20 protein-coding genes are annotated in these 22,875 nt (G+C 42.3%); 13 read left to right on the forward strand and 7 right to left on the reverse strand.

What is annotated here, in order from left to right; genetic code table 11:
- Positions 1-156: 156 nt before the first annotated feature.
- Entirely contained in the window at positions 157-3,051 is a 2,895-nt protein-coding gene (locus tag IQ13_RS12565) for an alpha-amylase family glycosyl hydrolase (RefSeq protein ID WP_144886724.1), read from the reverse strand.
- Positions 3,052-3,300: 249 nt separating this feature from the next.
- On the opposite strand from IQ13_RS12565, the gene IQ13_RS12570 reads away from it, so the two are divergent.
- On the forward strand, positions 3,301-4,155 hold the full coding sequence (locus IQ13_RS12570) for an AraC family transcriptional regulator (RefSeq protein WP_144886725.1): 855 nt from the start codon (positions 3,301-3,303) through the stop codon (positions 4,153-4,155).
- A 52-nt stretch (positions 4,156-4,207) separates the two neighbouring features.
- On the opposite strand, the gene IQ13_RS12575 is transcribed toward IQ13_RS12570, so the two are convergent.
- Positions 4,208-5,848, reverse strand: a complete 1,641-nt coding sequence (locus IQ13_RS12575) for an amidohydrolase (protein WP_242009539.1) — start codon at positions 5,846-5,848, stop codon at positions 4,208-4,210.
- A gap of 171 nt (positions 5,849-6,019) precedes the next feature.
- Here IQ13_RS12575 and ligA point away from each other — a divergent pair, with 171 nt between their 5' ends.
- From ligA to IQ13_RS12590, 3 genes are all read left to right on the forward strand, one after another.
- On the forward strand, positions 6,020-8,122 hold the full coding sequence (ligA, locus tag IQ13_RS12580) for an NAD-dependent DNA ligase LigA (RefSeq protein ID WP_144886726.1): 2,103 nt from the start codon (positions 6,020-6,022) through the stop codon (positions 8,120-8,122).
- Positions 8,123-8,186: 64 nt separating this feature from the next.
- Positions 8,187-8,756 (forward strand): NUMOD4 domain-containing protein, encoded by a 570-nt coding sequence (locus IQ13_RS12585; protein ID WP_144886727.1) that lies wholly within the window; start codon positions 8,187-8,189, stop codon positions 8,754-8,756.
- Positions 8,757-8,872: 116 nt separating this feature from the next.
- Positions 8,873-9,547: a DUF2461 domain-containing protein gene (locus tag IQ13_RS12590; protein WP_144886728.1), complete on the forward strand. Its 675-nt coding sequence runs from the start codon at positions 8,873-8,875 to the stop codon at positions 9,545-9,547.
- An 81-nt stretch (positions 9,548-9,628) separates the two neighbouring features.
- Here the strand turns inward: IQ13_RS12590 and IQ13_RS12595 are convergent, their stop codons facing one another.
- The gene (locus IQ13_RS12595; RefSeq protein WP_144886729.1) at positions 9,629-10,636 is read right to left on the reverse strand and encodes an aspartate-semialdehyde dehydrogenase; all 1,008 of its coding nucleotides are present in this window, start codon (positions 10,634-10,636) and stop codon (positions 9,629-9,631) included.
- Between the two features lie 314 nt (positions 10,637-10,950).
- On the opposite strand from IQ13_RS12595, the gene IQ13_RS12600 reads away from it, so the two are divergent.
- Positions 10,951-12,669 carry a lamin tail domain-containing protein gene (locus IQ13_RS12600; RefSeq protein ID WP_144886730.1) on the forward strand — a complete coding sequence of 573 codons (1,719 nt, stop codon included), beginning with the start codon at positions 10,951-10,953 and terminating at the stop codon, positions 12,667-12,669.
- A gap of 73 nt (positions 12,670-12,742) precedes the next feature.
- A complete protein-coding gene (locus tag IQ13_RS12605; RefSeq protein ID WP_144886731.1) occupies positions 12,743-13,786 on the forward strand; it encodes a hypothetical protein in 1,044 nt (347 codons plus the stop codon).
- Between the two features lie 47 nt (positions 13,787-13,833).
- Here the strand turns inward: IQ13_RS12605 and IQ13_RS12610 are convergent, their stop codons facing one another.
- The 3 genes from IQ13_RS12610 to IQ13_RS12620 form a co-directional block, all read right to left on the reverse strand.
- Complete coding sequence (locus IQ13_RS12610; protein ID WP_144886732.1) at positions 13,834-14,298, reverse strand: hypothetical protein; 465 nt, start codon at positions 14,296-14,298, stop codon at positions 13,834-13,836.
- A 110-nt stretch (positions 14,299-14,408) separates the two neighbouring features.
- Entirely contained in the window at positions 14,409-15,332 is a 924-nt protein-coding gene (locus tag IQ13_RS12615; RefSeq protein WP_144886733.1) for a PfkB family carbohydrate kinase, read from the reverse strand.
- Positions 15,333-15,465: 133 nt separating this feature from the next.
- Positions 15,466-15,939, reverse strand: coding sequence for a hypothetical protein (locus IQ13_RS12620; RefSeq protein WP_144886734.1), 474 nt, complete (start codon positions 15,937-15,939; stop codon positions 15,466-15,468).
- 288 nt (positions 15,940-16,227) lie between these two features.
- Here IQ13_RS12620 and IQ13_RS12625 point away from each other — a divergent pair, with 288 nt between their 5' ends.
- The 6 genes from IQ13_RS12625 to paaD all read left to right on the forward strand — a co-directional run bounded on the left by IQ13_RS12625 (position 16,228) and on the right by paaD (position 20,678).
- Positions 16,228-16,821, forward strand: coding sequence for a TetR/AcrR family transcriptional regulator (locus IQ13_RS12625; RefSeq protein ID WP_144886735.1), 594 nt, complete (start codon positions 16,228-16,230; stop codon positions 16,819-16,821).
- Positions 16,822-16,835: 14 nt separating this feature from the next.
- On the forward strand, positions 16,836-17,918 hold the full coding sequence (gene paaE, locus IQ13_RS12630) for a 1,2-phenylacetyl-CoA epoxidase subunit PaaE (protein WP_144886736.1): 1,083 nt from the start codon (positions 16,836-16,838) through the stop codon (positions 17,916-17,918).
- A 103-nt stretch (positions 17,919-18,021) separates the two neighbouring features.
- The gene (gene paaA / locus IQ13_RS12635) at positions 18,022-18,978 is read left to right on the forward strand and encodes a 1,2-phenylacetyl-CoA epoxidase subunit PaaA (RefSeq protein WP_144886737.1); all 957 of its coding nucleotides are present in this window, start codon (positions 18,022-18,024) and stop codon (positions 18,976-18,978) included.
- A 15-nt stretch (positions 18,979-18,993) separates the two neighbouring features.
- Positions 18,994-19,359, forward strand: a complete 366-nt coding sequence (gene paaB, locus IQ13_RS12640) for a 1,2-phenylacetyl-CoA epoxidase subunit PaaB (RefSeq protein WP_144886738.1) — start codon at positions 18,994-18,996, stop codon at positions 19,357-19,359.
- A gap of 20 nt (positions 19,360-19,379) precedes the next feature.
- On the forward strand, positions 19,380-20,117 hold the full coding sequence (gene paaC, locus IQ13_RS12645; RefSeq protein ID WP_144886739.1) for a 1,2-phenylacetyl-CoA epoxidase subunit PaaC: 738 nt from the start codon (positions 19,380-19,382) through the stop codon (positions 20,115-20,117).
- Between the two features lie 42 nt (positions 20,118-20,159).
- A complete protein-coding gene (gene paaD / locus IQ13_RS12650) occupies positions 20,160-20,678 on the forward strand; it encodes a 1,2-phenylacetyl-CoA epoxidase subunit PaaD (protein WP_144886740.1) in 519 nt (172 codons plus the stop codon).
- A 78-nt stretch (positions 20,679-20,756) separates the two neighbouring features.
- Here paaD and IQ13_RS12655 read toward each other — a convergent pair whose 3' ends face one another.
- Complete coding sequence (locus IQ13_RS12655; RefSeq protein WP_144886741.1) at positions 20,757-21,674, reverse strand: hydroxypyruvate isomerase family protein; 918 nt, start codon at positions 21,672-21,674, stop codon at positions 20,757-20,759.
- Positions 21,675-21,831: 157 nt separating this feature from the next.
- Between IQ13_RS12655 and IQ13_RS12660 the strand changes: the two genes are divergently transcribed.
- Positions 21,832-22,800 carry a formylglycine-generating enzyme family protein gene (locus tag IQ13_RS12660; protein WP_144886742.1) on the forward strand — a complete coding sequence of 323 codons (969 nt, stop codon included), beginning with the start codon at positions 21,832-21,834 and terminating at the stop codon, positions 22,798-22,800.
- The last annotated feature ends 75 nt before the right edge of the window (positions 22,801-22,875 follow it).

The raw sequence follows: 22,875 nt of genomic DNA on the forward strand, positions 1-22,875 counted from the left end.
TCAATAGTTGGGGTTTAGAAATTACAATTTATAACGATCATTGCTGACCAGCATGTCTTGGATAATGTTGCGCATTTTGTTGCAGCATCTTTTTTAAACAAAACATGTATCAACAATTCATCACGTCCGAACCTTTATTAGACAGCAGACAATTTCTTACTGCTGCACCATCACTTTTTCATAACGCACCAGGTTATCTACCCGCACCTGTAACACATACTGGCCTGCTTTTAACGGCGTGCCTGCAATGCTGTTACGATCTAACTCAAACAACTGGAATCCTTTTAACTGGAAACCCATATTCTTCGATACAAGAACCTGTCCCTGCATATTAATCAACTGCACACTCACTTTTCCACTCTTTGGTAATTCATATTTTACGGTAGCTGTACCACGTACCGGGTTAGGGTAAACGGAAAGACTAAAATCTGCTTTTGATGCAAGAACGTCTCTGACATTCGTCACAACTCCACCTGATATATTTTGGTTGAGATATACTTTGTACTCACCGGGCTGCAAGGTTATTGCCTGTTGATTTCCTGAAACAGTAATTGTTCCGCCATTGGTGTAATCGTAAAAAGTTCCATTGGCGGGGAATGTTACTGTTGGCGTTTGCTGCACCACGTCGAAATTGGCAACAACTACATATTTTAAATCTGCATGATCAACAACGATTGTTTTCACCAGGTTTGATCCAAGGCTGGTACCTAATGCGAGGTCGGGTGTGCGGAATGTATTTTTGAACTGGTTACGCAGTTTCGCCATTGCACTAAAAACTTGATATAAACGCTTACGACGCACCTGTTGAAAATAATCCCAACGAATTGGCTTGTTCCCTGTTCGTCCATTGAAGTTGATATCGTAATCGTATCCAAGTTCCCCAAACTGCCAGATCATTTTCGGACCGGGCAAACCCATCAATACAGCAGCCATTGCTTCTGTACGGTAAAGCCCTATCGTTGTATCTTTTACATTGTGTGCTGCATTTGCTGTATTACCGGAGTTGATGTTTTCAAACATGATCCGTTGTTCATCATGACTCTCGGCATAGGTAATTAAATATGGCTTATCGTTAAATGTTGTGGTATTCCAATTGTTCCTGTTTTTCCAAAACGCACGGGTAATATCTGCACCCGAACTATATCCTTTGGTGTTTTGTGCAAACTGGTAGTTCATTATTCCCCACAACATCATTCCACGTTTTGCCAGTTCTGCTTCTTCATCATCATTACCCAAATGTTCGAGTATACAATACGAACCCGGACTTACCACCTGCATCGAATCGTAATAACGCTGCCAGATATTGATGCGGTCCTGGCTGTATAGGTTCCATGCAGTCACATCGGTAGTAAAATTATTGGTAAACCCTTTACTCAAATCCCAACGGAAACCATCAATGCGGTATTCGGTTAACCAGTGACGGATGAAACGTGCCACATGATATTTGGTTGGCTCTACATTGTGATTAAAATCGTGAAATACATTGAACGGATGTTGTGCTGTTTCGTAGAAATAAGGATTGTTGGCCGCAGTTTGATTAGCTGCAGCATTCCACCACATGGCTGCCAACGGCGATTGACCTGTTGCATGATTGAATGCAATATCCTGTATAACGGCAATGCCCAAACTGTGCGCCTGATCGATAAATGCTTTCAATGCGTTTTTTGAACCGTAGTATTTATCTGGAGCAAAAAAGTACATAGGATTGTAACCCCAGCTTTCATTACCATCAAACTCATTAATGGGCATTAGTTGTACCGCATTAAAGCCAAGGTTTTTGATATAGTTCAACGTATCCTTCAGCATTTGCCAGCTGTGCAGTGCTCCAAAATCACGCACCAGCAATTCGTAGATCATCAGATCACGTTTATCCGGGCGAACATAGCTGTTGCTTGTCCAGTTATATGCAGTTTCGCCGGGAGTAATTACACCAACAATACCGCCGGTTGTTTTACCCGTTGGGTATTGGGGCATGTTCGGATAAGTAGATGCCTGAATGTATTGATCGTTGTTTGGATCGAGCACTAACTCACTATAAGGATCGGCAATGCGGATAGCATCATCAACAATGTACTGAAAACGATAAGCGGTACCGGGTGTAAGACCAGTTACTTCTGTCCAGAAATAATCACCGTCTTTTTTCATTTGGCCCGAGCAGGTTTGCTGCCAGTTATTAAAATCACCAACAAGCGACACTTTTGTTTTCAGCGGAGCGTATAAAATAAAAACAGCCTTTGTGTTGTTGTCTTCGAATGTAATACCATCTTTTCTGCCTGCAGGTCTTGCACCTGTTGGGTTACTGGCCTGTGGTACAAAAAAGTTGAATGTATCACGCTTAATAGTTCCGTTATCATCTGCAACGGCAATTAATTGCTGCTCGCAGGTGGTAGTTACATTGGCCGTGCCGCTTACTGTTTGTACTGCATTTGCAGATGCAATGGATGAACCGTTAAAAGTAACCGAAAGATTTACATTTTTAGAAGCTACTGCCGTTACAGGAACCGAAAAAGGTGGCGTACCAACAGTTAACGGTTCGGGAATAGGATTAAATGTTGGTTGCATGGCAGGCGATGTAAACTTTACAGCCAATTCGTTTGCAGCGTAAACCTTGATGTACATATCGCTGCCATCAATATTTGCCTGTTTCTTTTGCCCGTTACCGCTTCGAAAAAGAATCGAAACACGTAAAATGGTTTCGTTGGCCGGTACACCGTAATACGCACGAATATTGGTAATGGTAAACTGCCATTTATTGGCATCGGTTGGGTGTGGCGTTGCCTGTAAAGCTGCGTTAGGCGAATTAAAATCCTGATTGAATTTTACGTAACGCCAATTGGTTGGACTGCTGCTGAGGTTTGTAATTACACCAGTATGCACATAAACATCCGATGCTGTATGATTTAACAGACCTTGATTGCCTTTTGTGGCATCTACCGTAATAACTATGATACTTGCATCGGTAGGAAAAGCTACATCAGTAGATAATAGTTGACTGTAAGCTGCAGAGGATGCAGTCATCAATAACACAAACGCAAGCAAAATTCTTCTCATATCGCAATCCTTGTTACTTCAATCCGCTTTATGAACGTTTAATGAATAATTGATGGATGATTACAATGAAAACTCTCGGAACAGCTGTTGTTAATGGGGTTATTGAACAGATGAGAAGCAGGTCATGCAATCATTACGATACAAAACTACTTGAAGGTTAAGGCAGCAAATTGAACTAAAATTCCATTTTCTAACACTATATTGCCAACAATCGTTATCTTTAAGATCCCGTTTTAACAGGTTAACGAAATGAAAGCAGAACTCGAAAAAATTGTTCCGGGCGAGGACAAACCGGTTTTGGTAACCTATCACATGTCGCTTCCTTATCTGGAATTTTACTGGCATCACCACCCTGAGTACGAGCTAACGTACAAGATCAATGTAGAAGGAAAACGGATTGTTGGCGACAGTTACGAAGAGTTTGAAGCAGGCGACCTGGTGCTGATTGGCCCCGATCTGCCCCATACCTGGGTAACCGATAAAAAAGAACGTAACGACAGCTGTGATTTTGTGGTGATCCAGTTTTCGGGCTGGCTGTTCAACAGCATGATTGGCTTACCCGAATTTGAAAATGTAAAACGGCTGTTGCAAAACTGCAGGCTGGGTTTGCACTTTAAAGACAGTGCTCCCTTTAAAGAGCAGATTCTGGCTTTACCCAACAAAACCGGAATAGAAAAGGTTACCGGACTTATTAACCTGCTTAACCAGCTATCCAAACAAAAAGGACGAAAACTCGCCTCGGCCGATTACGATATTTCGCAGGCCAAAAGCAGCGAACCCCGGATTAATAAAGTGTGTACGTATGTTGAGCAGAATTTCGCAAAGCCTATCAGCATCAACGATGCAGCGTCTATCATTAATATTTCACCCAGTGCCTTTTGTAAATTTTTTAAAAGGGCTACGGGTAAAACTTTTTCCGATTATGTAAACGATCTGCGGCTGGGTTATGCCTGCTACCAGCTACTCGAAACCGATAAACAGATTTCAACCATTGCACGTAGTGCCGGCTTTGAGTCCATCACCTACTTTAACCGTGTGTTTGTAAAAAAGAAACATACCACACCAAGAGCATTTCGCAACGAAGCCTTGTATGCAACAGCCTAGTCAAAAAAAATGCGCTTCAAAACAGAAGCGCATTTTTTCTTTATCGGGTAACTTATTTTGAATAAACTGTTTCGCCGCCACAGATTGTTTTGAGTACGGTTGTTTTTAACACCTGTTCAAACGAAGCCGTCATTAAATCGGTGTCGAGTACAACAAAATCAGCAAACTTTCCTTTTTCAATACTACCCTTTTCGTTTTCTTCGAAGTTGGAACGTGCTGCCCAAATGGTCATACCTCTTAATGTCGCTTCACGAGTTAGTGCATTTTCTGTTTGATAACCTTTTTCCGGCCAGCCCTTTGCATCTCTGCGAAAAACTGCTGCATAAAATGTTTTCAACGGATCAATATCTTCTACCGGAAAATCGGTACCCAGGGGAATCCATCCATTTTGTTTCAGCAGATCGTTAAAGGCGTAAGCACCTTTTACACGTTTGGGTCCTAAACGTTCTTCGGCCCAATACATATCGCTGGTGGCATGTGTGGGTTGTACGCTGGGCACAATGCTGTACTTACCAAATAAGGCAAAATCATTTTCATTTACTACCTGTGCATGCTCAATGCGCCAACGCAGATCGTTCGTTTCTTTCAAATACTTACCATAAATATTTAAGATGGTTCGGTTCCCGCTGTCGCCAATGGCATGTGTACACATCTGAAACTGATTTTTATACAACACAGCTGCCACCGAATCGAAGTGTTCGGGATTACTAAGCAGGAAACCATAATGATTTGCTTTATCGCTGTAGGGCTCCAGCAAACAAGCGCCTCTTGAACCTAATGCGCCATCGCCATACACTTTAAAGCTGCGTACGTTCAGACGATCGGTTTTTATTTTACCCCTTTTAAAAATAGCTTCGTAGTTTTTCTTCGCATCGCTCAGCATTACATACAAACGCATTTTCAAATCGCCACTTGCATTGGCTTTTTCAATCTGCAACACATCATCGTAATCAATACCACAATCTGCAATGGTTGTTAAGCCGGCTGCAAAGCAATTTTTTTGTGCAGCCATCAAGGCATCTTTAATTTGTTTTTCATTCGCAGCCGGAATTTTTGCGCTTACCAGGTCAATGGCGTTATCAATTAATACGCCTGTAGGTTTTCCGTTTGCAACAAACACATCACCACCGGTTAGCTTTGTTTGTGCAGTAATGCCTGCCTGTTGCAAGGCAAGATCGTTTACCACCGCTGCGTGCCCATCCACTCTTGTTAAGATCACCGGGTTATCGGGAAACATTTTATTCAGTTGTTCATTCGTTGGAAACTCTTTCACTGCCCAATCGTTCTGATCCCATCCACGTCCAATAATCCAATCACCTTTTGCTGGTGCTAATACTTTATTGAATTCACTGAGGCGATGCAGAATATCTTCCCAACTGGTGGTACCGGTAAGATCGGCTGTTTGCAAACCCAATCCGTAACGGTAAAAATGCGCATGGGCATCAATAAAACCGGGGTACATAAATTTACCCTGCAGGTCTACTGTTTCTTTTGCATCAAATTGTTGCTGGAGTTCGGCTGTTGTACCCGTGCCAATAATTTTTCCATCTTTTACGGCCACCGCTTCTGTTTTAGAAAATGCTGAATCAACAGTATAGACGGTTCCGTTGATAAACAGCGTATCGGCTTTTGTCTTTCCTTTACAGGCAGCCAGTAAAACGATCAATACAGGCACAAGCAATAATCGCATCATAAGATTTATTTGGGCGTGAAATTAGCCATAAAACAATCATCATTTACTGCTGCAAGCAACGCCTGTTTTATGACTTATACGATGTATCAATAAACAACATCATTAAAGAACACATGAATTTAATTTGTTTTGATCTTACAGCTTGTAATTTTATCCCCTCATTTGAAGTATATGTATTCTACCGACAGCACAAAACAACTACAGCAAACAACGACGCAACTGTTACAACTGCTCACTACGGATGGTATTGATGCAACAAAAACAGAAGACTTACGAAATGTGTTGCGTTTTCATGAATACAGGTACTATGTATTGAATGACCCGCTCATCAGCGATTACGAATACGATCAGCTGTACAAAGCACTGGAAAAAATTGAAGCGGCAGATCCCTCCATTATTACACCCGATTCGCCTACACAGCGTGTGGCAAAAGGATTGGGCAACGATTTTAAAAAAGTACAGCACCTGGTACCGATGCTGAGTTTGGAAAACTCGTATAATGCGGATGATTTAATTGACTGGGACCGCAAAGCAAAAGAAGCAAGTGGTTTGGATACGATCGAATACTGTGTTGAACCGAAGTTTGATGGTGCCAGCATTTCGCTCATTTACGAAAACGATTTGCTTACCCGTGGTGCTACACGAGGCGATGGAACAGAAGGTGAAGAAATCACAACGAATATCAAACAGATCCGTTCCATTCCTTTATCTGCCGCATTTTCAAGCTATGGCATTAAGCAAATTGAAATACGTGGTGAAATACTGATGAGCAAGAAAAATTTCAAAGCGTATAACGATCAGCTGGCCGAAGAAAATTTGCCACCGCTAGCCAATCCACGTAATGCAGCCAGCGGCAGCTTACGTATTAAAGATGCCAAAGAAGTTGCCCGCCGAAACCTGGAAGCGTTCTTATACCATGTTGGTTACATCAACATGAATGAAGATGAAACGAAGCAATATCCCGAACTGCAAACACATAGTGGTGCATTAAAGATGATGTGGGAGTTAGGTTTCCGCAGCCCCGAAAAAGAAAAGAAAATTTGCAAAGGCATACAGGAAGTAATTGATTATTGCAACGAGTTTGAACAAAAGCGTGATACCCTGCCATACGAAATTGACGGCATGGTGATTAAAGTAAACGATCTGCAGCTTCAGGAAAAAATGGGTATGACGAGCCATCACCCACGCTGGGCCATTGCTTATAAGTTCAAAGCCAGACAAGGCACCAGCAAACTACGTGCTGTTGAATACCAGGTGGGACGTACCGGTGCCGTTACACCTGTTGCCAAAATTGATCCTGTTGCCATTGGTGGTGTAACGGTAACTAGTATCTCTTTACACAACCAGGATTTTATTGCCGAAAAAGACCTGATGATTGGCGATACCGTGTTGGTAGAACGTGCCGGCGATGTGATCCCTTATATCGTAAAGTCAATGGCAGAGCTGAGAAATGGCAGCGAAGAGAAAATTATTTTCCCGACCCATTGCCCTGTTTGTAACAGCAAGCTGGTGAAGCCGGAAGAAGAAGCGGTGTGGCGCTGCAACAATTACCATTGCGAAGCACAGCTTGTTGAACGCATCATTCATTTTACCAGCAAAGATGCAATGGATATACGTGGCATGGGCGATGCGAATGTGCGGAAGTTTTATGAATCTGGTTTCTTAAAAGATATTCCCGGTTTATACCGTTTACCATTTGATACAATCAAAAAGCTGGAAGGCTACGGAGCAAAGAGTGTAGATAATCTGCAAACAGCTTTAGAGAATTCCAAGAAGCAACCACTCTATCGTTTAATTTATGCATTGGGTATTCGCTTTGTAGGTGAAGCCACTGCTAAAACGTTAGCCAACGCAACAAAACATTTGCTTGACATTGCAGGTAAATCGTTAGAAGAGTTACAACAGTTAGAAGATATTGGTCCACGTGTTGCAGGAAGCATTCACGATTTTTTCAGCAATGAAGAAAATATTGCGATGCTGAAAGAACTGGAAAGTTTGGGCTTGCAGTTGAACAACGAACAGAAAGAAAGTAAACACGAAGGCAACTTATCCGGTGTTACATTTTTGTTTACCGGAACTTTGCCTACACTTAAACGTAGCCAGGCCGAGCAAATGGCAGAAGAGCAAGGCGGAAGTATACTGAGTGGCGTAAGCGCTAAACTCAATTACCTGGTGGTGGGTGAAGATGCCGGCAGTAAACTGGAGAAAGCAAAAAAAATAAGCACTGTAAAAATTATAACTGAAGAAGAGTTTTTAGCACTGTTAAAAAATTAATATACAGATTCACTTGCAGGTATAGCTTTTGTAGTTGTATATTTAATAACTCCAATCTTTTTTTATGATCAGGAAAATACCCGGCGAACAATGGAAACAATTGCAATTTGCCGGTTGGAAACAGTTACGCAAAAGATATGCTGTATCCAATCTCGGACGTTGCGCCAGTTTCACCATCGATGTAACAGAAGATGGCAAATTGTTAAACGGATCGCTTACTACCGGCTACCGTACATTAAACCTGCATCGTGCAGATAACAAGGGAACTATTTATCTCCATCGTGAAGTGGCAAAATTGTTTTGTAAAAAAACATCACCCCGTTGCCGATATGTTATTCATATCAACCATAACAAAACAGACAACAAAGCATCCAATCTTAAATGGGCTACAGTAGAAGAAATGGCAGCGCATCAGCAGAAAAGTCCACAAAAGATTGCCTATAAAAAACTACAGAAAGAACGCAGCACTACACAAAAAGGATTGAAGCTTACACCTGTGCAGGTAAAAACAATCAAAAAAATTATTCAGGACCCTAACCGCACTGTTACGTATAAACAACTTGCCAAAAAATACGGCGTCAGCGAAATGACATTGTACAGAATCCGCAGCGGCGAAAACTGGGGGGCAGTATAGCATTGCAGATTTTTTGAATTGCGATTTGAGATCTACTTGCCATTCCTTACACTAAACCATTCTGCTTCCGTATTGTTAGTTGATGCAAATTTGCATATTCACTCTATTCTTTTCTTATGCTGCAAACGTCCACACTCAAGTTTTTAAAAGACCTTCAAAAGAATAACAACAAACCCTGGTTCGATGCCAACCGCAAAGCATACGAAGCGGCCAAAGCCGATTATCTTTCGTTTGTGCAGGCGGTAATAGAAAAACATAGTAAGAAAGATCCTTCCATTGCACACCTTGTTGCAAAAGACTGCATCTTCCGTATTAACCGTGATGTGCGTTTCAGTAAAGACAAAAGTCCATACAAAACCAACATGGGTGCTTACATGACCAAGGATGGTAAGAAGAGCTTTTCTGCCGGTTACTATTTTCACATGGAGCCGGGTGGTTCGTTTGCCGGCGGTGGGCTATACATGCCTCCTCCCGAATTGCTGAAGAATGTTCGGCAGGAAATTGATTACAACTGGAAGGAATTTCAGAAGATCATCAACAGTAAAAAGTTTAAAGAAGTATTTGGCGATTTATCAACCGAAGGTGATATGAAATTATCAAGACCACCCAAAGGTTATGAAGCCGATAACCCGGCCATTGAATACATCAAACTCAAAAGCTGGGTAGGTACACAAGCTTTTAGTGATGCCGATCTTACATCGAAAGACCTGGTGAAAAAAGTGTGTACCAATTTTGAAACCTTGCAACCGCTTATCGTTTTTCTGAACGAAGGTTTGCATGCTGGTGAGTAAAAAATAATTGTTACAAAACAAAAAAGCGCTTCAACGGAAGCGCTTTTTTTATTGCTAAGTTTTTCTGCTAACCAATAAACCTTACAGCAAACCTTTGCCTTGCAGGTATTCTGCAATCTGTACAGCGTTTGTTGCTGCGCCTTTGCGGAGGTTATCGCTCACGATCCACATGTTGAGGGTGTTGGGTTGTGTTTCATCACGACGGAGACGACCAACAAACACTTCATCTTTTTCATGTGCATCCATTGGCATCGGATACAGTTGGTTTGCATTATCATCTACCACAATCACACCAGGTGCGCTGCTCAACAATGCTTTCACTTCGTTTAAATCGAAGTCGTTTGCAAATTCTACATTTACGCTTTCGCTATGGCCACCCATTACAGGTATACGTACTGTTGTCGCCGTAACACGGATCGAATCATCGCCCATGATTTTGCAGGTTTCTTTTACCATTTTCATTTCCTCTTTGGTATAACCGTTATCGAGGAACACATCAATCTGCGGAATTACATTCAGATCAATAGGGTATTTATACGCCATCGGATATTCTTCGCTGCTGCCTGCAACTGCTTTTTCTCTTTCGCCCATCAATTGATCAACTGCTTTTTTACCGGTACCGGTAACGCTTTGGTAAGTTGATACCACCACACGCTTGATCTGGTATTTTTTATGCAAAGGCTGCAATGCTACCACCATCTGAATCGTAGAACAATTGGGGTTGGCAATAATTTTATCTTCTGCAGTTAACACATCGGCATTTACTTCAGGCACTACTAATTTTTTAGTAGGATCCATACGCCATGCGCTGGAGTTATCAATCACCGTAATACCTGCTTCTGCAAATTTGGGTGCCCACTCTGTTGATGTACCACCACCTGCACTGAAGATTGCTACGTTTGGTTTTGCAGCAATTGCATCGGTCATGCTTACTACCTTAAACTTCTTCCCCTTAAATTCCACTTCTTTACCAACGGAACGTTCACTTGCAACGGGGAGTAATTCGGTAACGGGGAAGTTCCGCTCAGCTAAAACCTGTAACATTTTGGTTCCTACAAGACCTGTGGCGCCAACTACTGCAACTTTCATTTTGTTTGTTTTCCTGTCCGACGCCCCCGTCTGACAGATTGATTTTATGGTTTTTAAATGATCCGTCAGACGGGGGCGTCAGACGGGGCCTAAAAAAATAAGGCCTTCCTGTTCGGGAAGGCCTTTGCGTATGTTCAACTACATAACGTACAAGATTACCTTCCCTTGCGGAACTGTTTCTTAGTGCGTTTTGTATGTTTCTTATTCATCATTGTGCGCCAAAATTAAATGCAGCAAAGCGTTTCACCAAATTGTTTTTATAAAAAAGTACAGATGACTTACGCAATCGTTTGATTAATGTTATTTTTAAGGGTATGGCTAACCGCTTTTTATCTACAACAATTGTTTGTTTGTTGATGATGCAAACAAACCTGCTGTTTGCACAAAACAGGTATGCTGTAGTCATCAGCGAAATCATGAGCGACCCTTCTCCGCAAATTGGTTTACCCAACATAGAATGGATCGAAATACGCAATACAACCAACGCTGCAATCAATTTACAAAACTGGCGTGTGGGCGATGGCAGTGGCGTAAGTGGTGTTTTACCGAACTTTTTGTTGCAGCCCGACAGCTGTGCTATTATCTGCAGCACAACTTCTGCCATTACGATGCAACAGTATGGCCGCACATTTGGCGTAACAAGTTTTCCTTCATTAGATAATACAGGCGAAGCAGTTTTCATCCGCAATAGCAGCGGTGCTATTGTACATGCAGTAGAATACAATCTCAGCTGGTTTAACAATGCTGTGAAAAGCGATGGTGGCTGGACATTAGAAATGATCGATACCAACAATCCCTGCAGTGGTAGCTCCAACTGGCGTGCAAGTGTAGATGCAAGAGGCGGTACACCAGGCAGTAAAAATTCGGTTGATGCAGTTAACAGCGATCAGCAACCACCGGCATTGGTTCGTGCATTTGCAAACAGCAATACGGTTATTGTGAGTTTTGATGAACCACTCGATAGTTTATCGGCAGCAACGGCAGCCAACTATGCATTATCCAATGGCGGAGGTACAGCAGTTGCAGCTGTTTGTATTGCTCCATTATTCAATACTGTACAACTAACCTTTGCTAATACATTGCAGCCGGGTATCGTTTATACTGTTACAGCTACCAATGTGCGTGACTGCAGCGGTAACAGCATCGGCGCATTTAACAACACAAAAACAGGATTGAGTTCGGCAGCTGCAGCCAACGACATTATCATTAATGAAATCCTGTTTAATCCAAATGCAAACGGAACAGATTATGTAGAGTTGTATAACCGCAGTACGAAACTCATCAATTTAAAAACATTGTTGCTGGCCAACCGTAACAGCACTGGAGCAATCGCCAATATGAAAGTACTTACAACACAAGATCAGTTACTGTTCCCCGGCGATTATCTTGTACTGAGTGAAGATGATGCAACCGTGAAACGACAGTTTACGGCAAAAAATCTTTCGGCGTTCATCAACCTTGCATCCATGCCTTCTTACAGCGATGATGAAGGAACAGTTGTGCTGACTGATAACGGAGGATTAGTAATTGATGAAGTAACATACAAAGACGATTGGCATTTCCCACTCATCAGTAACAGCGAAGGTGTTGCATTGGAACGCATTGACCCCAATGCGCCCTCACAAAACAAAGACAACTGGCACAGTGCCGCAAAAGATGTGGGTTATGGCACACCTTCGTATCAAAATTCGCAGTTCCGTTTAGATATACAGGTGAAAGGAGAAGTAACAGTAAGTCCGGAAACCTTTTCGCCCGATAATGATGGAACAGATGATTTGTTAACCATCAACTATCGTTTTCCTGAAACAGGCTACGTGATGAACATTACTGTTTATGATGCAGGCGGTCGCCCGGTCAAAGCATTACAGCGGAATGCTGTTTGCAGTCAGCAGGGTACTTTCCGTTGGGATGGACTGAATGACAAACTTCAGCAACTGCCACTCGGCCCCTACGTAGTTTTTACTGAAGTTTTTAACCTGCAGGGAAAAGTAAAGCGGTTTAAAAATGCAGTTGTGCTTGCCCGCAGAAAGTAATGATATCAATCAGAACGATGCAGGTGCAGCAGCACACAAAGTTTCTTTAACTTGAAGGCTGAAGTGAAGCATTATGATCAGCCGCAAAAAAATATTCTACCCTGTTAGTGAGCCTCTGCATCATTACCTGCGGTTATATCACCAGGAGTCGAAGCTTCCGGTATCGTACGACGATCTGCAATACTATGCGGAAGCCATTCCGTTGCTGGATAAGTTTGGAAAAGATACGTTGTGGGAAACGGTGATCTATCCGCAATCGGAGATCAACCGGGTACACGATAATTTAAAAATTGTGTATGCCAAACTGAAAGCTGCAGGTGATCTGAAAGCGTTAAAGCATCTGTACATCGAACGCATCGATTACTGCACGTTTGGTAACTCGCATCCGTACCGCATAAAGATTGTAAACAAGTATAACGATGTGTACGATTATTTCTATATCAAAACAGCCGATGCCTCCCGTATTTACGGTTTGGAGCTCGAGCAGTTGCTGTCGCCCAATCCGGTGCACTACCTTGTTGATGGTGGGACTTTGGTAGAAGAACATATTGCAGGCATTCCCGGCGATCAGTTTTTAAAATTGATTCCCCGCAGGCCCGAATATAATTTGAAGCGTGTTGCCAAAGAATTTGTAAAGTTTAATGAACGTTGCTTTCTGCGTTTGCTGGGCGATATGCGTGCGTATAATTTTGTATTCATCATTACGCCCGATTTTGATGATTATAAATTCTTCATCCGCACCATCGATTTTGACCAACAGTTTTACGAAGGCAGTAAGAACATTTACCTGCCGCAGTTTTTTAAAGAAAATTATCCGTTTGTGGAGTTGGTGCAAAAACACCTCAACCGAGAAGTGGTACAACAATACCAGCAGGAAGAAAGAGCCGTACTTGCACGCCGCATACGTGAAGAACGTTACCGTTTAAAAGATCTGCGTGATGTATTGGTGAAGGACCAAGTTTCTACACCTGAAAAAATTCAGCAGTTAGGTCATGAACTGGCGCTGCATTACGAGGATGCCATTTTTGAAAAATGTACAAGCATGGGCGAAATTATTGATCGCAGTTTAAAACGGGTATTGATTACCACCCATACTAAAGAGTTCAGAATAGTATAAGCAGAATAAGGTCAGCGATGAATCAATAAATGAGCAGACGTATATGTTCACAATGTTCTGTTTTTTGAACAAACAGCATTTATTAAGTCTTGAAAAGGATCTTTAAGATTTGATGTAGTTGTATTTACTTTCAAAATATGCAAACCGTCGCTTATCTCAATCGTTTTAATCGTACCAAATACTAAATCCTTAAATGATGTATCCTTTTCAAGCTTTTTACATTCCCTTATAAATGACTTTATATAAATCTGAAAGGAGGAGTCAAATAATTTTTTATCTATTACTTTTATTTCATTCATGAAATAAGAAATAACTAGCTGATTATTTGCATTTGTGGAAACTTCTACTCTTTGCTTCTCTTCATTTACGCAACCCTTGGAATATTGCGTAAAATTTAAATCAACCGCATTTAAAAAAATAGAAGAAGTAATGTAGTCTGCTGGTGATTTATGTTCTGTATAATTCTCTTTTATTGCTTTATCTACACGATTACAGGCAACCATTAAAAACATTAGCAATATTAATAGTATGGTGCTGAGTTTATACATTCTATCTGCAAGCTACTGCTGTAAATAAAAAAAGCAGCATTTCTGCTGCTTTAAAAATTTTATTTAACATTTCATCACACCAACTCAATATCAAAATTCACCAGTTGTACAAACTGCTGAATACGTGCATCGATATCGGCTTTAGAAATTTCTTTTAAACGGGTAGTACCAAATTTCTCTACGCAGAAGCTAGCCATAGCGCTACCTACAATTATAGCCGTCTTCATGTTTTCGAAACTGATGTCTTTTGTTTTGGCAATATGGCCAATAAAGCCACCGGCAAATGTATCGCCGGCACCTGTTGGGTCAAACACATCTTCTAACGGTAATGCAGGAGCGAAAAACACCTGGTCTTCATGGAACAACAATGCACCGTGTTCTCCTTTTTTAATAATCAGGTATTTCGGGCCCATGTTCATAATTACTTTCGCCGCCTTCACCAACGAGTATTGTGCACTCAGCTGGCGTGCTTCACTGTCGTTTACCATTAACACATCTACCTTACTCAGCACTTTTTCCAGGTCTTCCATGGCTGTTTCCATCCAAAAGTTCATGGTATCGAGCACAACAAGCTTGGGCTTCTTCTTCATCTGGTCAATCACCGCATTTTGTACAGCAGGCACAAGATTACCCAGCATCAGGAATTCGCAATCCTGGTAACTGTCGGGCACCACCGGGTTAAAGTTGGCCAGGACGTTCAGTTGTGTATCGAGAGTATCACGGGTGTTCATATCGAGGTGGTAGCGGCCACTCCAGAAAAACGATTTTTCGTTTTCTTTAATTTCCACGCCGTCGGTTACCACGCCACGTGCTTCGAGCATTTGCAACTCTTCTTTGGGAAAATCGCCGCCAACAACACTCAGTTGCTTAATGGGGGTAGCGAAATTTGAAGCGCTCCATGCAATATAGGTAGCAGCTCCGCCAATAATTCTATCACTTTTTCCGAAAGGCGTTTCAATCGCATCGAATGCCATTGAACCAACAACAACTAACGACATAGTACTTTTTTTGGGTTATAATCCGTTCATACGGATCGGCGCAAAGGTAATGGCTGCGGGCCTATGGTACGTAAGAAAGCATAAAAAAAGCGCCACCATTTACGGTGACGCCTGTATAATTGACCCGTTTTCGTTATTTGTCGCTGCGTACCAGGTCGAACGATTTGTTGTCGCTCATTACCAGCCAGATCATATCAATCTGGTTGATGTCGAAAGCCTTGTCGAAACAAACATATTGAATATGGTTTTTGCCGGCTTCTACAGTCCAGTTACAAGCCAGATCTCCGTCTTTTGCCTGCGTAGTGTAGTTATAAAACAGATCGTTATTCTTGAGTTTAATGTAGATCTTGTAATCGCTCCACTTAAACGGATCGGCGCCTTCCTGGTTAATAACGGCCATACGCATTTTGGTGTAGCCTGTACCATCGTCACGGGTAATGTACTCGTTCTTGGTTACGTAAACACCAATTAAAAAGTTGATGGTTTTGCTTGGGTTGGAAATGCTCTCGTAATAATAATAGTCACTACTTTGAGCTTTAACGGTTGCAGGTGCAAGAGCCATGAATGCACCGCAGATGAGGGCGAGGAAAAAAAGTTTTTGTTTCATGTGATGAGTTTTTAGTTCGCCGCTTTGCGGCTGGTTTTTTTGCCACATAGTATGCCCATAAACTTTACTGTTGACACACTTAGCTTGTGGGCATTGCATGTGATAAGTTTTTGAAATTGGGTCAAAACAAGAATACCTGCAAAAAGCTGCAAACTCCCGAAGGGTAAAACTGCAATGCGTTTAACAAGTATGATCTATGCAATGTTTACACTTCAAAAATATCAGTTACCGCCATCCATTTCAATACCCACAGTACGGTATTTTACTTAAAAGAAAGTACATTTGGGCATGGGAAAACTGAAAGTGCCAAAGAATGGCAACCGCAAAGACCTCATTGTAAAAGCCGGCGCAGCCCTCTTCAGGGAAAAGGGTTTCGGCGCAGCCAGTATGCGTGACCTGGCCGAGAACCTGGGTATTGAAGCCGCAAGCTTGTACAATCACATTCGTTCCAAGAACGAGATTCTTGAATCTGTTTGTTTTAATGTCGCCAATCGTTTCAATCTTCATTTGGATGAAATTGAAAGTGGAAGTTTGTCGCCGATTAAGAAAATCGAAGCAATCCTCCGCTTCCACATTCAGCAGATGATTGAGAATTACGAAGAAGTAATGGTGAGTGACAGAGAGTGGAAACACCTCGATGAACCTTACCGTTCGAACTTCCACACCCAGCGCCGGAACTACAGAAAACGTTTAGCTGTAATTATTGAAGACGGTATTAAGAAAGGCGAAATCAAAAAAATTGATGCGCCGACTGCCGTAGTTATTCTGCTGCATTCTGTAACCGGTATTGAAAGCTGGCATCGTTCTACCGCCAAAATAAGCGGAGCTGAACTGGAAGACAACATGGTGATGATTATGATTGATGGTTTAAGAAGTAAGTAATTAGTTTTGCTTTCATGTCCATTCATTTTCATCAGCTTGCTGTTAAAGAAGTAAAACAAGAAACTGCCGACTGCGTATCGATCCTGTTCCGTGTTCCGGAAGAGTTACAGGAAACATTTCAATTTACACAAGGGCAAAGTCTTACTATGCGCACCACCATCAATGGTGAAGAGGTAAGACGTACCTATTCTATCTGCAGCAGTCCGCAGGATCAACAATTGCGGGTAGCTGTAAAAAAAGTAAAAGGTGGTGCTTTTTCTGTGTTTGCCAATGAGCAGTTGCGGGCCGGCGATGTGCTGGAAGTAATGCCGCCCATTGGCCGTTTTTACACCACACTTAACGCCGGTAATAAAAAGCATTATGTTGCTTTTGCTGCAGGAAGCGGTATTACTCCTCTTCTTTCCATTATTAAAACCACACTGGCAGTTGAGCCGCAGAGTTCGTTTACACTGGTGTACGGCAACAGAAATCGCTCATCAATCATTTTCTTTGAAGAGCTGGAAGGGTTAAAGAACAAATACATCGACCGTTTTAACCTGCTGCATATCCTCAGCCGGGAAAAAACAGATTCCGATGTCAACTTCGGCAGAATTACCAGTGATAAATGCACTGACATTTTCAGTAAGCTTGTTGATATTACTACCGTAGATGAATTTTTCATTTGCGGACCTGAAGAAATGATCTTTACTGTAAAAGCATTTCTCGAAAGCCAACAGGTAGATGAAAAGAAAATCCATTTTGAATTGTTTACCACACCAGGACAGAGCAAGAAGTACGAGGTAAGAAGTGCGAAGTTCGAAGCAGAAGGACCTCAAAGTAATATTACAGTTCGGCTTGATGGAAGAAGTTTTGATTTTACCATTCCACTTAACAGCGATACAACCATTCTGGATGCGGCCATGCAACAAGGTGCCGATGTGCCTTATGCCTGCAAGGGAGGTGTATGCTGCACCTGTAAAGCTAAACTGCTGGAAGGTGAAGTGAAGATGGATGTTCATTGGGGGTTGGAACAGGAAGAAATTGAGCAAGGCTTTATTCTTACCTGCCAGGCTCACCCACTAACCGCTAACGTAGCGGTTGATTTTGATGTGAAGTAAGCGCTCACATTTTTGCATGAGATTTATCGGTACAGACAAACTTTAAACAAAAGTCACAAACACACGTTAGTTCTTGTTAAATTTGTGACCCAACGGAAGTGTTATGTCAGTACATGATTTAGAAAATACGTTTCAACGAAAGATTGACGAAGAGGTAAAGATTGAGCCGAAGGACTGGATGCCCGAAGCTTATCGCAAAACCAATCTTCGACAGATCAGCCAGCATGCACACAGCGAAATTGTAGGCATGTTGCCCGAAGGCAACTGGATCAGCCGTGCTCCATCACTCAAGCGTAAAGCTATTCTGCTGGCAAAGGTGCAGGATGAAGCCGGTCATGGCTTATACCTCTATTGCGCTGCCGAAACATTGGGCATGAGCCGGGAACAAATGATCGACGATCTGCACAGCGGAAAAGCCAAGTACTCTTCTATTTTTAATTATCCCACACTTACATGGGCCGATATGGGCGCCATTGGCTGGTTGGTAGATGGTGCTGCCATCCTCAACCAGGTAATGTTGTGCCGCACCAGTTACGGACCTTATGCCCGTGCCATGGTGCGTATTTGCAAAGAAGAAAGTTTTCATCAGCGCCAGGGATTTGAATCGTTGCTCGTGTTATCGAAAGGAACGCCTGAACAAAAAGCGATGTGCCAGGATGCAATTAACCGTTGGTGGTGGCCAAGCCTCATGATGTTTGGACCAAAGGATAGCGAAAGTACCAACAGCGATCAAAGCATGAAGTGGAAGATCAAACGCAAAACAAACGACGAGCTGCGCCAGCAGTTTGTAGATATGTGTGTGGAGCAGGTGAAATTATTAGGTATGACCTTACCCGATCCGCATTTGAAATGGAATGAAGCACGTGGTCATTACGATTTCGGTGAAATTGACTGGAACGAATTCTGGAATGTGGTAAAAGGAAACGGCCCCTGCAACAAACAACGTTTGGATGCACGCCGCAAAGCACACGAAGAAGGCAGATGGGTGCGTGAAGCTGCAGCAGCACATGCAGAAAAACAAAAGATAAAAGCAGCAAAAGATAATTTAGCAGCCGCTTAATCACAACAATCAATTATGAACTTTCAGATAAGAAAATTTTATTACGGCGATATTCCTGAAGAAAAAGGAGGCGGCAGTAATTATCAAACACAAGCCGAATCTGCTGCATGGCCTTTATGGGAAGTGTTTATCCGCAGCAAGCAAGGTCTCGATCATAAACATGTGGGTAGTTTAAAAGCTGCTGATGCACAAATGGCGATTGAAAATGCACGTGATGTGTATACACGCCGTATGGAAGGTGTAAGCATCTGGGTAGTAGAAAGCAAATACATTCATGCGAGTAATCCGGATGAAGCAGAAAGTTTATACGATCCTGCCAATGATAAAGTCTATCGTCATCCTACTTTTTATGATTTGCCTGATGAGGTGAAGCATATGTGAGCTTAATTGATAATTTTTCAATGACTAATTCTTTAATCAACTACACACTTCATCTAGCTGATACAACCCTCATCCTTTCGCAACGGAACAGCGAGTGGTGCGGACATGGGCCAATACTGGAACAGGATATTGCTATCACGAATATTTCGTTAGACTTACTTGGACAAGCAAGAAATTTTTATCAATACGCTGCTGCTTTAAAGAATGATGGTTCAACGGAAGATTCATTAGCGTACTTACGTACTGAACGGGAATTCAAAAATTTACTCTTGGTTGAGCAGCAGAACGGAGATTGGGGACAAACCATTTTACGGCAATATTTTTTCAGTCAATATCAATTGCTGTTGTTTCAGCAACTGCAGCAACATAGCGATGAACAGTTGGCTGCCATCGCCACAAAAGCCATCAAAGAAACAACCTATCATGTACGCTGGAGCAGCGAATGGGTCATTCGTTTGGGTGATGGTACAGATGAAAGTCATAACCGCATGCTGCACGCCATTGATGAGCTGTGGCGTTACTGCGGCGAACTGTTTGAAGCTGCAGATTATGAAACAGCCATGGGTATTGATCTTACTTCCATCAAACAAACATGGACAGAAAAAGTAACCGCTGTGTTTGATGAAGCAAAATTGCCAGTACCGCAAAATGTATTTATGCAGTCGGGTGGCAAGAAAGGTGTTCATACCGAACAGCTGGGTTATATCTTAACCGAATTACAATATCTTCAACGTACCTATCCGGGAGCAAAGTGGTGACCCCACCTAGCCTCCCCTTAAGGGGAGGGATAATTCAGCAATATGAACAATGAACAACTACATATCGATACTTCTGCTGCAGAACAAAAAATCTGGTCCATACTTTCAACAGTAGTTGATCCGGAGGTTCCTGTTTTAACTGTTCTTGATTTGGGAATTGTTCGTGAAGTACAAATAAATGGAGGCGAGGTGGAAGTGATTATCACTCCTACTTACACCGGTTGCCCGGCAATGGATATGATTGCAATGAATATTCGTCTTGCAGTAGCCGAGCAGGGATATAAAACTGTAAAAGTCACTTCAGTTCTATCGCCTGCATGGACGACTGATTGGATAACAGAAGCAGGAAAAGAAAAACTGAAACAATACGGCATCGCTCCTCCAAATCCAAAACAGCAAGTGTGTAACGACAAACTGTTTGCAGCAAATGAAGCGGTACAATGTCCGCACTGCAACTCACATCACACTCACCGCATCAGCGAGTTTGGATCAACGGCCTGCAAAGCATTGTATCAATGCGATGATTGCAAAGAGCCGTTCGATTACTTCAAATGCCATTAATAATGTCGGATGGATGATTTATGATGTAGGATTTAAAAATCGACAACAAATCAGACATCATACATCCTACATCAGCAATTAAAAGCTATCTGCTTCACGATACGCTTTAATCAACGCCATCTCTCCTTCCTTACCCGGTAGCGCATTGCCATGCTCCATACCTAAAATGCCTTTGTAGCCTTTCTTGTGAATGTGTTTGAAAATATTCTTGTAATTCATTTCACCGGTGCCGGGTTCTTTACGGCCGGGGTTATCACCAATCTGGAAATAACCGGTTTCTTCCCACACCCGATCAATGGATGCAATGATGTTGCCTTCATTCCGTTGCATGTGGTACATATCAAACAAAAACTTGCACGACGGACTGTTCACTGCTTTACAGATCATATAGGTTTGATCGGAGCCTCGTAAAAACAAATCGCTGTTATCGCTCAATGCTTCCAGCACCATTACCAAGCCATGTGGCTCCAATATGGTAGCACCTTTTCGTAATGCAGTAATGACATTGGCTGTTTGCAGATCCATCGATAAACGACGATCGTAATTACCAGGCACAACCGTTAACCATTTGGCGTTGCAACGTTTGGCTACTTCAACAGCTGTTCTGCAGTCTTTCTCCATCTTATCAATCCACTCTTGTTTACCACTGGTGAGCGATGTAATCCAATGCCAGTTATCGGAAGTAATGACAAACACACCCATGCGCATGCCCAGCTTCGCAAGTAAATCACCAATTTTCTTTTGCTCATCTGCACTACGGCTCATCATGCCATTATCTTCAATACTGCGGAAACCCTGATCGTATGCCCAACGTATCTGATCTAAAAAACTTTCTCCACCATTGTTTTTAAACATGCCTGCATGAAATGCATAATCGAGCTGAAACGGTTTTTCTGCGATAGATGTTGACCGTTGAGTTCCTGCCATTGCTGTTGTTCCTGTTACTGCGGCTGCACCGGCCAAAATCGATTGCTGAAGAAATTGTCTGCGTTGCATAGTTATTTATTTGAATGTTCAATTTAGCAACTCTGCGCAAGAATACAGAATTCGATTTTCGATGCTGCGCAAACGGTTTCGCAAATAAAAACGCTTGTCATTTGCATTTCGCTAACATTCGTAACCATTAGTTTCAGTAATTTCCATTTCTACTATTATGAACAAGAAAAACTTTTTGTCGCTTTTTTGCGTGTTGGGTATTGCTGCCGTACAAGCCCAGTCAACCGATACTTCATTCCGAAATTATCTGCAAGCTATTCCTTCCAGTAACCTGCAAAGTAAAATGGTTGCTGTTCCGGCAGGTACGTTTAAAATGGGCAGTGCTGATGCCGATAAACAAAAAGAAGCCGATGAAACGCCGCAGCGTGAAGTAAGCGTGGATGCTTTCTGGATGGGTGCCTATGAAGTAACGTATGATGAGTTCAATGCTTTTTTCCTGGATGAAAGCATCAGTCAAAATACAAGTGTTGATGCAGTAACAAGGCCCAGCTCGCCTTATATTGATATGACATTGGGCATGGGCAAAGCAGGTGGCTTTCCTGCCAACAGTATGCAGCAATACGGTGCACTCATGTATTGCAAATGGCTGTATAAAAAAACAGGTGTCTTCTTTCGTTTACCAACAGAAGCCGAATGGGAATATGCCTGCCGTGCAGGTGCAACAACTGTGTATCCATTTGGTAACGATGCAAAAGAGTTAGACAAGTATGCATGGTTTAAAACGAACAGCGACAACCGTTATCATAAAGTAGGTGAGAAACAACCCAATGCCTGGGGCTTGTACGATATGCTGGGCAATGTGGGCGAATGGGTGTTGGATCAATACAGCGAAACATACTTTACAACCATTGGCGATAAAGCAAAGAATCCTTTGATTGAACCAACAAACCGTTACCCAAGAACGGTGAAGGGTGGTACGTATCAGGATGAAGCAAAAGAATTGCGTAGTGCCAACAGAACAAAGTCTGATCCTGTGTGGAACCGCCGTGATCCGCAGATACCAAAAAGTAAATGGTGGAATGCAGATGCACCGTTTATCGGCTTCCGCATTATTCGCCCGTTGAAGCAACCAACAGCAGAAGAAGCAGAGGCGTTTTTTCAGAAGTATCTTGGGGAAGATCTCTGATGTATGATGTAGGATGTATGAACGTCCCGTCTGACGCCCTCGTCTGACGGATTACAAAGAAGTAAAGGAATTAGG

The sequence above is a fragment of the Lacibacter cauensis genome, from assembly GCF_007830055.1.
GTDB lineage: Bacteria > Bacteroidota > Bacteroidia > Chitinophagales > Chitinophagaceae > Lacibacter > Lacibacter cauensis.